Consider the following 12,427-nt stretch of genomic DNA (forward strand, 5'->3'; position numbering starts at 1 on the left):
TTCAGGGCGGCGCTCATTTTCGCAGAACGCGCGCCCCGCGGCCAGCAGGTCACAGGCTGCATGCGACCCTTTCAAGCGCGGGCACGACGCGCAAGAAAGTCCACGAGCAACGCCACAGGCCGCCCCGTCGCGCCCTTCTCCGGGCCGCTGCGCCATGCCGTGCCCGCAATGTCCAGGTGCGCCCACGCATGCCCCTCGACAAAGCGCTCCAGGAAGCACGCCGCCGTGATGGCGCCCGCGCCGGCTCCCCCGAGGTTGTTCATGTCCGCAATGCCCGAACGCAGCGCCTCCTGGTACGGCGCGCCGAGCGGCAGGCGCCACGCGGCGTCGCCGCTGCGTGCGCCCGAAGCGAGCAGCGCGGCGGCAAGCGGCTCGTCGTTGGCGAACAGGGCCGAATAATGATGACCCAGCGCGACCACCGCCGCGCCGGTGAGCGTGGCCACGTCCACCAAGGCGGCAGGTTTCAGGCGCTGCGCGTACGTGAGCGCGTCGCTCAGGATCAGGCGGCCTTCGGCGTCCGTGTTGAGAACTTCGATGGTTGTGCCGGACATTCCCGTGATCACGTCGCCGGGTTTGAAGGCGCGGCCGTCTGGGAGGTTCTCGCACGCCGCCACGATGCCCACCACGTTCATACGCAGCCCGAGAGCGGCCACCGCCTTCATCGTGCCGATCACGGCCGCGGCCCCGCACATGTCGAACTTCATCTCATCCATCGCCGCGCCGGGTTTGAGCGAAATGCCGCCTGCGTCGAACGTCACGCCCTTGCCTATCAGCACCACGGGCGCTTCGTCTGGCAAACCTCCCACATGACGCATGACGATCAGGCACGGCGGCGCGTCCGAGCCCTGCCCCACTGCGAGCAGCGCATGCATTTTCAGCTCGCGCAGCTGCGCCGGACCGAGCACCTCGACGTCGAGCCCCCCCGGCGCCGCGAGCGAGGCCGCCGCCTCGCCCAGCCAGGCAGGCGTGCAAACGTTGCCGGGCGCGTTGCCGAGTTCGCGCGCAACATCCACGCCGTCGGCCACGGCGCTCGCATACGCGAGTGCCTGCGTCATGGCTTCTTCGTGCGGTGCGCGCACCGCGACCGCCACTTCGAGCGTCGCTGCAACGACGGGCGGCGGCACAGGCGGGCTGCGGTACGCCGTGGTTGCGTACGCAACAGAACGCAGAGCGAGGATCGTGGCGAGCGCATAACCGCTCACGTCGTCACCCCACGCGGCGATGGCCGGCAGCGCCCACGTGACCGACCTCGCGGCCGGACCCAGCGCTTTCGCCGCGCTTTGCGCGGCGCGCAGCCAGGCATCGCGGTCGTACGCCGCTGCCTTGCCCAACCCCACCGCGATCAGGCGCCGCGTACGCAGTCCCGCCGGTTCGCGCACGCACAGCACATTGCCTGGCGCGCCGCTGAAGCCGTCGATCGCGGCGTGGCGGCTCAGTTGACCGCCGGTGAGCCGGTCGGCCATCTGCCCCGTCTTGCTCATACCCCGGCCTTCGTCTTCAAACAGGCCGATCACGATGGCATCGCCGGCCGCATTGAGCACCGACCGATCGTTGGCATGCTTTTTTGCCCTGAATTTCATCGCATCTCCAGCAGCGCGGCGATAGCTTGCGCGCCCTCTGCATGCGCCGCGCGCACGAACTCGACGCGGCGGTTGTTGTAGTTGCCCAGCCAGAAGCGCGGCACGCTCGACTCGTAAGGGTCGAGCACGAGAAGCCCCGAGAGCGGCGTGAGCGGCGTGGCCGGCGTAAAGCGCACGATCCGCCCGGCCAGCGCTTCGAGGGTGTAGCTCGCGTGGCCGTCACTGACCTGCATGTCGAGCCGCCAGGCGTCGCCTTCCCGCCTGATCGTGGCGATCGCGCCCATTTCCTCGCTGACAAAACAGCCTGCCAGCGCCGCAAGGCATGATTCGATGTCGCTCGCCTGGGCGCGTACCCGCTTGAGTTGCAGCGATCGGCCGCACAGGGAAGCATGCAATTCCGCCACATCGTTCGCCGGACCCGGCACATCGAAAGCAAACGAGCCGAATACCGATGGTTCGATAGCAAGACGCTTGCCATTCGCGCCGTCCGTAACGAATAGCGGCGCGGGCGGTCCGTCCATTTCACGAAGGTTCAACATCTCGCCGAATTCGGTAATTTCATAGATATCCTTATTATCTTCGGACGCATACCAGCCTGCGAGACCCGGCCACGCTTCCCCGCGTTCCGGCACACGCGGCGGCGCGCCCAGCTCCGCGTCGCCCAGCACGGCGTCGATCACGCGGTTGCACAGTTCGAGCATGTCCAGACCGGCGGCCGCGTTCGTCATGTAGACGATATCGAGCGCGTGTGCGGGCACCGTGAGCATCTGGCACGCTCCGCCGATCACGCCGCCGGAGTGCTGGATCACGTCCACGCCGCGGTAGCGGTTCACGATCAGGCCCGCTGCATAGGGGCTCACCTCGCCGCCTGCGAATTGCGGCGCCGCGAGCATGCGTTGCCACGTGTGCGCGCTGCCCACGCGTTTGTCTGAGCGCAGATGCGCAAGCCAGCGCAGCATGTCGTCGACGGTCGAAACGATCGCGCCTTCGCCCAGGATACGGCGCGAGGGAAACGCGCAGCGCGCATAGCCGCCCGTCGCAAGCGGCAGATGCAGCGTCGCCACGCCCGCGTGCTGCGCATCGTCGTCGGGATAGGACGCGGTATCGCGCATGCCGAGCGGTTCGAAAATGCGCTGGGCGAGAAAAGTTTCGAACGGCATGCCCGCCGCGCGTTCGACGATCAGCGAGAGCAGGTGATACGCGCCGTTGTTGTACATGAGCCGCTCTCCCGCTGCGAAGTTCACGCCGCGTTGGGCTCGCGCGCGTGCAAGCGGCATGTCGGCGCCCTGTTGCGCGCCAAGGCCGCTGCCGAGCAGGCCGAGTCCGATGGTGTCGCGCAAGCCGCTCGTGTGCTGCATCAGTTGCAGCACAGTCGGCTCGCCGCTCGCCGGTTGCGGCGCGAGTTCGGGCAGATAGCGCCGCGCCGGCGCACTCACGTCGAGCTTGCCCTCTTCTTCGAGCAGAAAGGCGCACAGGCAGGTGAAATGCTTGCTGACCGAGCCGATTCGCATACGCGTGGCGGCCGTGTTCGCCAGGCCCAGCGCGAGGTTGGCCATGCCAAGACCTTTGCGATACAGCACATCGCCGCGATACGCGACGCCCACCACGTAGCCCGGCCGGTCGCTGCGATTCCACGGCGCGAAGATCGCATCGATCTGTTCGATGAGCCGCTCATGCGGCCCGCTTTCAAGTGTGTTGCCTGTCATGTCTATTGTCGTATTCAGAGTGTGGCGAGGCTGCCGCCGCCCCAAAGCGCGCTCGGGCAGGTCAGGAACCCTTCGTCGTACTGAACGGCGAAAGCCCGGTCCGCTGCAAGGAAGGTGGGCGCGTCGAGGTCGACGAGATCGCAGCATTGCCCGAGGAGCGCCGCCGGCGCCATGGCGAGCGAAGATCCGCCCATGCAGCCGACCATCACGCCAAAGCCCGCGGAGCGCGCCGCGCGGGCCAGTTCGAGCCCGCGCGTGAGGCCCCCGCACTTGTCGAGCTTGATGTTCACCACATCGTATTTGCCGCGCAGCGCGGGCAGATCGGCGAGATCGATGAACGCTTCGTCCGCCGCAATCGGCACCGTATGGTCGATCTCGCGCAGCGCGGCGTCGGCGCCCACCGGCAACGGCTGTTCAATGAGCTTTACGCCCGCTTGCGCGAGCGGCGGCAGCAGGCGGCGCAATTGCGCCGCCGACCAGCCCTGGTTCGCATCGACGTAGAGATCGACATCGGGGCGCGCGCGCCGCACGGCCAGCACGCGGTCGAGGTCCGCGACGTCGCCATCGAGCTTGAGCTTGATGGCGCGCGCATGCGGCATGCGCGCGACAGTAGCCGCGAGTGCGGCGGGCGCGTCCACGCCGAGCGTGAAAGTCGTGCGCAGCGGCGCGGGAGCCGCGAGTCCCGCAAGCCGCCACGCAGGCATGCCCGAACGCTGTGCCTCGAGGTCCCACAGCGCCGCGTCAAGCGCATTGCGTGCGCCGCCTGCGGGCATGGCGCGAATCAGCGCATCGCGCGTGATGCCCGCCTCCACCGCGCCGCGCAGCGCCTCGAGTTGCACCGCCATGCTCTGCGGCGTTTCGCGGTGATAGTAGACGCCGGACGCCTCGCCGCGTCCGGTATGGATGCCGTCGGTCAGCGTGACGAGCACCACGGGTGCGTCCGTGAGCGTGTAGCCGGTGATGCGTACGGGCTGCGCAAACGGCCAGCGCTCGATATCGACGCTCATTCGTATTTCAGCCATTGTGCCTCCCTTAAAACGATGTGCTGAGGTTCACGCCGATCGTGCGCGGCTGGGCGACCGTCACCCAGACCGGACCGCCGAGCGGCGTGAGCGCGGCGTTCGCGCTCGTGATGGCGCGTTTGTCGAACAGATTGCGCACGAAGAACGCGACGTCCACATGCTTGACCGACACGCCGGCCTGCAAGTCGGTGATCGCGTAGCCGGGCATGTGATAGTTCGGCGTGCCGTTGCTCGTGACGAACGCCGAATCGCGATTGCCGATAAAGCGCTCCTGCACGCCCGCATAGGCCGGATTGCCCGCGAGCATGAAGCGGTAGTTCGCGAGCAGCGAGGCCGATATGCGAGGCGCGACCGGCAGCGACTCGCCCGCCACCGTGCCCGCGAGAGCGCTGCCGGTAAGCAGGCGCGACGTGGATAGATTGAGGTTCGCGCCGAACGTCCAGCGATTGGTCGGCCGCAACGTCGAACTCAGTTCGAGCCCCCTGATTTCCGCATTCCCCGCGTTGATGAACGTGTTGAAGCCGCCCGACGAATTGATCTGCTGGATGTCGTGCCAGAGGATGTCGTAGCCGGTCACCGAAAGCGAAAGCCGCTTGTCGAACAGATCGGCCTTGTAGCCCGCTTCGTAGCTCCACAGCGTGTCGGGCTTGAAGGTGGGCGCGGCCGCAGCCGGCAGCCCCGTGAGCGGATTGAGGAGCCCCGTGTTCGGGCCGCCTGGCCGGTAGCCGCTCGCCGCGCGCACGTACACGTTGCTCTGCGGCGTGAGCGCGTAGCGCGCGGTAAACATATAGGTTGCGGTGGTGTCGTCGCTCGACGCGCTGCTCGAAGCGGGCGCGCCGAACAGCAGGCCGCTCAGCGACTGCGTGAAGTCCTGCGAGTTGTGCGCCACGCGCACGCCCGCCGTTAGCGCGAGCCGCGAGGTGGCGTGGTACGTGAGGTCGCCGAACGCGGCGTACTCGCGGTAGCTCGACGGAATATCGGCCGATTGCAGGTTCAGGCTCGCACCGCCCGCCTGCACGCCGTTCACGCCCGTGAAGGTATGGTCGTGCTCCTGCGTGTAGTAGAGCCCGGCGATCCATTCCAGCGTGCGGTTCGAAGGCGATGTGAGGCGCACTTCCTGGGTGAACTTCTCCGAGCTGACTTGCGTGGGCGAGGTGACGGCGTCGAGCCCCAGACCAAGCGAGTTGAAGCTCGGCAAATACGCGCTGCTGTAGTCCAGCATCGAGTCGGTGTGGATCGATTGCCAGGAAGTGGTCGAATTCAGCCGCGCCCAGCCGAAGTCGTACTCGACGCCCGCGGAATAGAGCTGGATGCCCTGATGAAACGGTTCGGGCGTGTAGAGCTTGCGCGTGAGATCGCCGTAGAGCGGCTGCCCGTTCAGGCCGTAATCGATGAAATCGGAGCCGTCGCGATTGATGTTCTGCGTCGTGGCGGTGAAGCGCAACGTCAGCTTGTCGGTCGGCGTGACGAGGAGCGAGGCGCGCGCGCCGGTCGTGTTGCCCCGGTTCACATTGCTGCCGCCCGCCGGACCGATGGCGTTCACGTCACCGGCATCGTGATTGTTGAACGCCGAAATGCGCAGCGCCGCCACGTCGGTCTTGAGCGGCACGTTGACGACCGCGTTGACCGTGTTGTTGAAGCCGCCGTGCTCGGTAAACGACCCGCCCACGCCCGCGCTACCGTAGAAGCCGCCCGGATCCGGCTCGTTCGTGACGTACTTGAGCAGGCCGCCCATCGCCCCCGCGCCATATAACGTGCCCTGCGGCCCGCGCAGCACTTCAATATGGTTGAGGTCGAGCAGACCCATATCCAGCGCGAACTGCGATCCCAGCCCGAAGACCGCGCTCGATCCGAACGCGACGTCGTCGATATAGACGCCCACGGTCGGCGTGACCTGCTGGCCCGTGGTCACGCCGCGAATCTCGAGCGACCCGGAACCCGTGCCGCCGCCGTTGCTGAACACGACGCCTGGTTCGCTCGACACGTAGTCGTCGAGCCGCGTCGCACCGGCGCGCTGCAAGTTCTCCGTGTTGACGATGTTCAGTTGCATCGGCACGTCGCGTGCGGGCTCGCGGCGGCGATTGGCCGTCACTTCCACGGTGTTGAGGGTGGCCTGATTCGTGGCGGCGTTCTTCGCCGCATGTTGCTGTGGGATTTTTTTCTGGCTTTCCTGCTGGCTTTTTTGCGCGCCGCTCTCCGTGCTCTTGTCCGCCTGCGCCGGGACCGTCGCGGTCTGCGCTTGCGCGCACATTGCCGTCACGCCCAGCATCATCGGCCCGATCAGCAGACTGGACAGACACGTGCGTCGCCTGAACGGCGGCCATGCCGCCGTATGAGTGTTCCCCGCTTCCGACTTCCTTCTCGCCTTCACGCTTTCCCCTTCTCCATGGTTGCTGTCAATCCGTCAATTCGGAATCCTATGTTTGTCGCCTACGCTCCGTTCGCCGGACCGCGTCGTAGTTACTGCGCGTACTGCTCGTTGCCGACGAGGCCGATGCGCTTCGCGCCCTCGCGCTCGGCGGCCGCCATCACGGCCGCCACGTCGCGGTACGAGGCGAGCCGGTCGGCGCGCAAATGCAGCTCGGGCTGGTCGGCCTGTGTGGCCACCTCGCGCATGCGCCGTTCGAGCGCCATCCTGTCCGCCACGATCTCCCCGTTCCAGCGCACCGCGCCGTCCGCCGCCACGTCGATCTGTACGACAACGGGCGCTTTCGCGACCGCGGGCGGTGTGCCGTTGGGCATGTCGAGCTTGACGGCGTGCGTCTGGATCGGGATCGTGATGATGAGCATGATGAGGAGCACCAGCATCACGTCGATCAACGGTGTCGTGTTGATGTCCACCATCGCCTCGGGCTCGGCGCCCGCGCTCGAACGAGTCGTCATTGCCATGTCCTGCGTCCTCCGTTGTCAGCCGCCGCGCGCGGGCGGCTCGGTGATGAATGCGATCTTCGCGATGCCCGCACGCTGGCAAGCCACGACAACCTTGCCCACGTATTCGTAGTGCGCCGCCTGGTCGCCGCGTATCTGCACTTCCGGCTGCGGCGATTGCACGGCGACGCTCTTGAGCCGCGCAACCAGCGCGTCGATGTCGGGCACGCGCGTTTCGTTCCAGAACACGTTGCCGGCGCGGTTCACCGCAAGTACGACGTTGTGGGGCGTGGTCTTGAGTGGATGCACGGTCTCCTTCGGCACCTGCACCGGCACCGTATGCGTGACCACCGGAATCGTGATGAGGAAGATGATGAGCAGGACCAGCATCACGTCGACGAGCGGCGTGGTGTTGATCGCGGCGATCACCTCCTCGTGCTCGCCGCCGCTCGCGGCTCCTACGTTCATGCCCATGCTCAGGCTCCCTGCGCGACCTTCATCGCGCCTTGCGCCGCAACCGCACGCGCTCGCGGTGCGCGACCGCCGAGCAGCACGGTATGCAACTCCGCGCCGAAGCCGCGCACGTCTTCCATCGCCGCCTTGTTGCGGCGCACGAGCCAGTTGTAGCCGAGCACGGCGGGCACGGCGACGGCGAGGCCGATGGCGGTCATGATGAGCGCTTCGCCCACGGGGCCGGCCACCTTGTCGATCGACGCCTGTCCCGCCACGCCGATCGCCGTGAGCGCGTGATAGATACCCCACACCGTGCCGAACAGGCCGACGAACGGTGCCGTCGAACCCACCGTGCCGAGAAACGAAAGACCGTCTTGCAGGCGGTTGGAAACGGTCGTGACCGCGCGCTCGATCTCGACGCCGATCCAGGTGTTGAGATCGACGTTTTCGAGCAACGCGCCCTCGTGATGATCGCTCGCGTCGATACCCGCATCCGCGATGTAGCGAAACGGGCTGCCCGCATCGAGCGCCGCCGCGCCTTCGCGCAGCGTGGGTGCGTCCCAGGTTTTGCGCTGCGCGGCGCGGGCGCGGCGGAACAGGCGCGTTTGCTCCAGCAGCTTGGTGATCATGATGTACCAGCTGCCCATCGACATCGCCACGAGAATCAGCAAGGTGCCGCGCGCGACGAAATCGCCGCCCTTCCACAACGCGTCGAGCCCGTAGGGGTTCGTCACCGACTCGGTGGTGTCGACCTTCGGCGGCGGCGCGAGCGCGTCGGCGGACGAAGCGGCGTCCGCGGACGCCGTGGACGCGGGCTGTGCCTGCGCTTGCGGCTGTGCTTGCGCAGTTGCCTGCGTGGTTGCCTGCGCGAACGCGGCTTGCGGCGCAAGCCATGCCGCGGCGGGAACGCCGAACGCGAGCGCGCCGGCGAGGATGACGGTCATTCGGGTTCTTTTCAACATCGCACTCTCCAGATACGGATACAAAAATGCCTCTTGCGGGCGTCACGCGCGGCACACACGCGCGAGCCGCGCGCGGGTCTAGTTCAGATTGAACGCGAACGGCACCTGCACGCGCACGTCCTCGCCTTGCGCCACACACTTGAACTGCTTCACGGCGTTCTCGGCGGCCCGGTCGAGCACGGGGTCCGCCGATTGCGCGACCGAGAGATCCTTGACGGCACCGTCCGTCGATACCGTGAACTCGATCACCACATTGCCGGTGATGCCGTCGCGCAGCGCTTCGCGCGGGTAGCGAATCGCGGCGCGCACCTGATCGGAGTTCGGACACACCACGCCGACGCTCGCCGATCGGGGCGCCGAGGCCACGCGCGGTGCGGGCACCGCGGGCGGCGTCGGCGTCGGCGTCGGGTCGACGCTTTGCGCGGCGATGGCGTTCTGACTCGGCGCTGTGGGCGCGGCCACCTCGGGCGGCGGAACATAAGGTGTCCTGACCGGCGGCGGCGGTGCGAGTGTCTTCGGCTTCGCGAGTTCTTTGGGCGGCGGCTTGACCGTTTCGACCGGCGGCGGTGGGGGCGGCTTCGGCGTGTCGATGATCACCGCCTCGACCGGCTGCCGCACCACTTCGATGACGCGGTTGGCAAGACCGGTCAATAGCGCATAGACGATCACGACATGCAGGGCGATCACGATGCCAACGCCGGCGGCATGCCTGGCGGGATTGCGTTGCTTCACGTAGCTCATCGGTTGACTCTGATCTCAAGGGCGGCAGCGGCAAGCCGTGCAGCGGTATGCGCAGCCGCACCCGGGATCGAATGCGACGGCGTTACGGCGATGGCGTGAAGTTAGGGCGCAAATATTTCCCGATCATGAGGTGTTTGTATCAACGCTGAAACAGTCGCCCAGGCGCCGCGTGCACAGCGGCCCGGATCGCGTGCGGGCAAGGCCGCGCGTTTGTAAAAAAGCTGTTACACAGTGCACACGTTGCACTAACAAACGGGCGCCACAATCGCACCATGCACACCGTCACGCTCGTTTGAGCACACAACATGGGAAGCGCAGTGACCAATGAAATGTCGTATGTCCTGGTCGTCGCCGACGACGCACGTATGCGCGATTTGCTCATACCGTGCCTGCTGGAGCGCGGCATTGCCGCGCGCGGCAGCGCAACGGGCGCAGTACTCGACGTCGCGCTGCAAGCGCGCGATATCGGCGCAGTGGTGATCGATCTCGACGCGCCAGACGGTGACGGGGCCATACCGGGGCGCTACGTCAAGGCGCGCTGCGCGGCGCCGCTGCTGCTGCTCACGCCACGCGGCGAGCCCGCGGAAAACGTGCCGGGCGAAGCGTGGATCGCAGACGATTACCTCTCCAAGCCTTTCGATGCCGACACGCTCGCCCACCGCCTTCGCACACTCATGCATGGCGGTGCGCAGGCGTTCATTGCGTTCGACAGGTGGCGCCTGAACCGTCGCGGCCGTCATCTGATCGCGCAGGACAACACGATCGTGATGCTCTCCAACGCGGAATTCGATCTGCTCGAAGCCTTGCTCGCCACACCGCGCGAGCCGCTCACGCTCGCGGCGCTACGCGCCGTGCTCACCGACGCTGCGCCGCGCGATGCAACCGACCGGCCAGACCACCGCGACCACCGGGATCTCACCGATCTCGCCCTTGCCAATCTCGCGCGCAAGCTCGGCAACGGCCGCGCAGGCGCTGCGCTGCTGTGCGGGCTCGGCGACAAAGGCTATATGATCGACGTTCCCCTCCCCCCTTCGTGAAGCCCATCATGCTGCGCCTGCGCTTTTTCGACTCGATGTTCGCCCGGCTGTTCATCGTGTTCGGCAGTTGCATTCTGGTCGTGCAAACCGTGTCGTGGCAAATCACGACGCACGTGTTTCACCTCGCACTGCTGCGCCCTTCGGCGTACAACATGTCCCTGCCCGCGTTCGTGCTGCTGGCCGCGCTCGTGCAACTCACGCCGCCGCTCGTCGCCGCCGGACTCGCCGCCCGCTATCTGTCGCGGCCGTTTCGCACGCTGGCGCGCGGCGCGGCCGACATTGCCCGCAACATCGACGCGCCGCCGCTCGCGGAAGTCGGCCCGAGCGAAGCACGCAGCGCCGCGCGGTTGTGCAACCAGATGCAGGCCGCCATTCGTCAGCAACTCAACGAGCGCGGCCGCTTCCTCGCCGCCGTCTCGCACGACATGCGCACGCCGCTCACGCGCATGAAGCTGCGGCTCGGGGCGGCGCAGCGCAGCGCGCTGCACGACCAGTTGCTCGACGACGTGGAAGAGATGACGATACTGGTGGACGCCACGCTTTCTTTTCTGCGCAACGAAGAAGTCGTGGAAACCTATGGCAAGCTCGATATCAACGCATTGGTGCGTGCGGTGGCGGAAGACGCGATCGAACGCGGCGAGCGCGTGGAGGTGGAGGGTGCGGTGAGCGGCGTGGTGTACGCGCAGCCGCTCGCGATGAAGCGCTGTCTCACGAATCTCGTGAGCAACGCGGTGCGCTACGGGGAACAAGCGCAAATCACGGTGCGCGATTCCGGCAGCGGCGTGGAGATCCGCGTGGCCGATCGCGGCCCGGGCATTCCCGAAGAAGAGATCGAACGCGTGTTCGCGCCGTTCTACCGGCTCGACGCCTCACGCAGCAAGGCAACCGGCGGCACCGGTCTCGGCCTCGCGATTGCACAGGATGTCGCCATTCGTCATCGCGGTTCGCTGCGGCTCGAAAACCGCGTTGAGGGCGGTTTGGTCGCGGTGCTTCGCATTCCTCGCGCGTGAGGGGCGTGGGGGCGCGGGGCTTCAAACGCTCTCGGCGGCCACGGCGGCAGGTGCGTGCGCCACGCGAGTCTCGGCGCGCGCGGCATCCCGCAACACTTCGAGGAAGTGACTGGCGGCGCGCGTGGGCAGCACGTCCTTGCGCATCAACGCGCTGACGTTGATGGTCGGCAGCGCATCGAGCACCGGCAGAGCCTCAATCCCAAGCGGCGCAATCGCGTCGAGCAAGGGCTGAGTCACGCAGCCGATCACATCCGTTTTCGAAAGCAGGCCCAGCGTGACCGAGAACGACGACGGCACGCGCAGTAGTCGGGCGGGCGCGGGCAGCCCGTTCATGTTGAACAACGCGTGAATCACACAATGCGGCACGTCGTTCGGCCCCGACGTGACCATCCATTCGGCGTCGATCAACTGATGCAGATGGCGCGCGTGGCCGAGCGGGTGATCGCGGCGCAGCGCCACGGAAAATGGCGTCGAAAAGAGCGCCGTGCCGACCAGATCGTCGTCGAGACCCTGCACGTGGTGTATCGCGGCTATGTCGAGTGAACCATTTCGCAGTCCTCGCAATGCCTCCGGAACCGGCAATTCCAGCAGATTCACCTTCACGAGCGGCATCGAGCGGCGAAAGAGCGAAAGTGCTCTCGGCAGCACCGTCATGGCGATCGACGGCGTGGTTGCGATGTTGATCGCGCCGACCAGTTCGCCCTTGGTCTGCTTCACGGCGTCCACGGCGCGCTGAAGATCGCCGACCAGTTGCTCGGCACGCGGCAGCAAGGCGAGGCCGCACGCCGTCAATTCGATTCCGCGAATGCTCCGCACCAGCAACTGTGCGTCCAGTTCGCCTTCCAGCTCGCGCACGGCATGCGTCACGGCGGGTTGCGTGATGCCCAGTTCCCGCGCGGCCGCGCGCAAGCTCCCGTGGCGCGCGGCCGCGATGAAGATCTGCAATTGCTGCGGTTTCATAGGGTTTCCACCGAGATAAGAATCTCGAATCACGGTAAAAAAAATAGCATCTTACCCGGCCAAATTTGCCTTGCTAGAGTCGGCCTGC

General features: G+C 66.7%; 11 protein-coding genes. 2 read left to right on the forward strand and 9 right to left on the reverse strand.

Annotated elements, in window-relative coordinates; translation table 11 throughout:
• Positions 1-71 precede the first annotated feature (71 nt).
• From C7402_RS44815 to C7402_RS44850, 8 genes are all read right to left on the reverse strand, one after another.
• Entirely contained in the window at positions 72-1,580 is a 1,509-nt protein-coding gene (locus C7402_RS44815) for a leucyl aminopeptidase (RefSeq protein WP_116615125.1), read from the reverse strand.
• Positions 1,577-3,286, reverse strand: a complete 1,710-nt coding sequence (locus C7402_RS44820) for a serine hydrolase domain-containing protein (RefSeq protein ID WP_116615126.1) — start codon at positions 3,284-3,286, stop codon at positions 1,577-1,579. Before C7402_RS44820 ends, C7402_RS44815 begins: the two co-directional genes overlap by 4 nt.
• Before the next feature lie 14 nt (positions 3,287-3,300).
• A complete protein-coding gene (locus tag C7402_RS44825) occupies positions 3,301-4,248 on the reverse strand; it encodes a dipeptide epimerase (RefSeq protein ID WP_425273826.1) in 948 nt (315 codons plus the stop codon).
• A gap of 70 nt (positions 4,249-4,318) precedes the next feature.
• A complete protein-coding gene (locus tag C7402_RS44830) occupies positions 4,319-6,679 on the reverse strand; it encodes a TonB-dependent receptor (protein WP_244315103.1) in 2,361 nt (786 codons plus the stop codon).
• A gap of 89 nt (positions 6,680-6,768) precedes the next feature.
• On the reverse strand, positions 6,769-7,197 hold the full coding sequence (locus C7402_RS44835) for an ExbD/TolR family protein (protein ID WP_425273825.1): 429 nt from the start codon (positions 7,195-7,197) through the stop codon (positions 6,769-6,771).
• An 18-nt stretch (positions 7,198-7,215) separates the two neighbouring features.
• A complete protein-coding gene (locus C7402_RS44840; protein ID WP_116615128.1) occupies positions 7,216-7,650 on the reverse strand; it encodes an ExbD/TolR family protein in 435 nt (144 codons plus the stop codon).
• Between the two features lie 2 nt (positions 7,651-7,652).
• A complete protein-coding gene (locus C7402_RS44845; protein ID WP_116615129.1) occupies positions 7,653-8,591 on the reverse strand; it encodes a MotA/TolQ/ExbB proton channel family protein in 939 nt (312 codons plus the stop codon).
• A gap of 78 nt (positions 8,592-8,669) precedes the next feature.
• Positions 8,670-9,332, reverse strand: coding sequence for an energy transducer TonB (locus C7402_RS44850; RefSeq protein ID WP_116615130.1), 663 nt, complete (start codon positions 9,330-9,332; stop codon positions 8,670-8,672).
• Positions 9,333-9,637: 305 nt separating this feature from the next.
• Between C7402_RS44850 and C7402_RS44855 the strand changes: the two genes are divergently transcribed.
• Positions 9,638-10,369, forward strand: coding sequence for a response regulator (locus C7402_RS44855; protein WP_116615131.1), 732 nt, complete (start codon positions 9,638-9,640; stop codon positions 10,367-10,369).
• 8 nt (positions 10,370-10,377) lie between these two features.
• On the forward strand, positions 10,378-11,379 hold the full coding sequence (locus C7402_RS44860) for an ATP-binding protein (RefSeq protein WP_116615149.1): 1,002 nt from the start codon (positions 10,378-10,380) through the stop codon (positions 11,377-11,379).
• Between the two features lie 21 nt (positions 11,380-11,400).
• Here C7402_RS44860 and C7402_RS44865 read toward each other — a convergent pair whose 3' ends face one another.
• Positions 11,401-12,339 carry a LysR substrate-binding domain-containing protein gene (locus tag C7402_RS44865; protein WP_112174556.1) on the reverse strand — a complete coding sequence of 313 codons (939 nt, stop codon included), beginning with the start codon at positions 12,337-12,339 and terminating at the stop codon, positions 11,401-11,403.
• Positions 12,340-12,427 lie beyond the last annotated feature (88 nt).

The organism is Paraburkholderia unamae, assembly GCF_003096875.1.
In the GTDB taxonomy this organism is placed as follows: domain Bacteria; phylum Pseudomonadota; class Gammaproteobacteria; order Burkholderiales; family Burkholderiaceae; genus Paraburkholderia; species Paraburkholderia unamae.

Coding starts and splice junctions, on each gene's coding strand:
- C7402_RS44815 (WP_116615125.1), bottom strand. CDS start 1,580: ATGAAATTCAGGGCAAAAAAGCATGCCAACGATCGGTCGGTGCTCAAT.
- C7402_RS44820 (WP_116615126.1), bottom strand. CDS start 3,286: ATGACAGGCAACACACTTGAAAGCGGGCCGCATGAGCGGCTCATCGAA.
- C7402_RS44835 (WP_425273825.1), bottom strand. CDS start 7,197: ATGGCAATGACGACTCGTTCGAGCGCGGGCGCCGAGCCCGAGGCGATG.
- C7402_RS44840 (WP_116615128.1), bottom strand. CDS start 7,650: ATGGGCATGAACGTAGGAGCCGCGAGCGGCGGCGAGCACGAGGAGGTG.
- C7402_RS44845 (WP_116615129.1), bottom strand. CDS start 8,591: ATGTTGAAAAGAACCCGAATGACCGTCATCCTCGCCGGCGCGCTCGCG.
- C7402_RS44850 (WP_116615130.1), bottom strand. CDS start 9,332: ATGAGCTACGTGAAGCAACGCAATCCCGCCAGGCATGCCGCCGGCGTT.
- C7402_RS44855 (WP_116615131.1), top strand. CDS start 9,638: ATGGGAAGCGCAGTGACCAATGAAATGTCGTATGTCCTGGTCGTCGCC.
- C7402_RS44860 (WP_116615149.1), top strand. CDS start 10,378: ATGCTGCGCCTGCGCTTTTTCGACTCGATGTTCGCCCGGCTGTTCATC.
- C7402_RS44865 (WP_112174556.1), bottom strand. CDS start 12,339: ATGAAACCGCAGCAATTGCAGATCTTCATCGCGGCCGCGCGCCACGGG.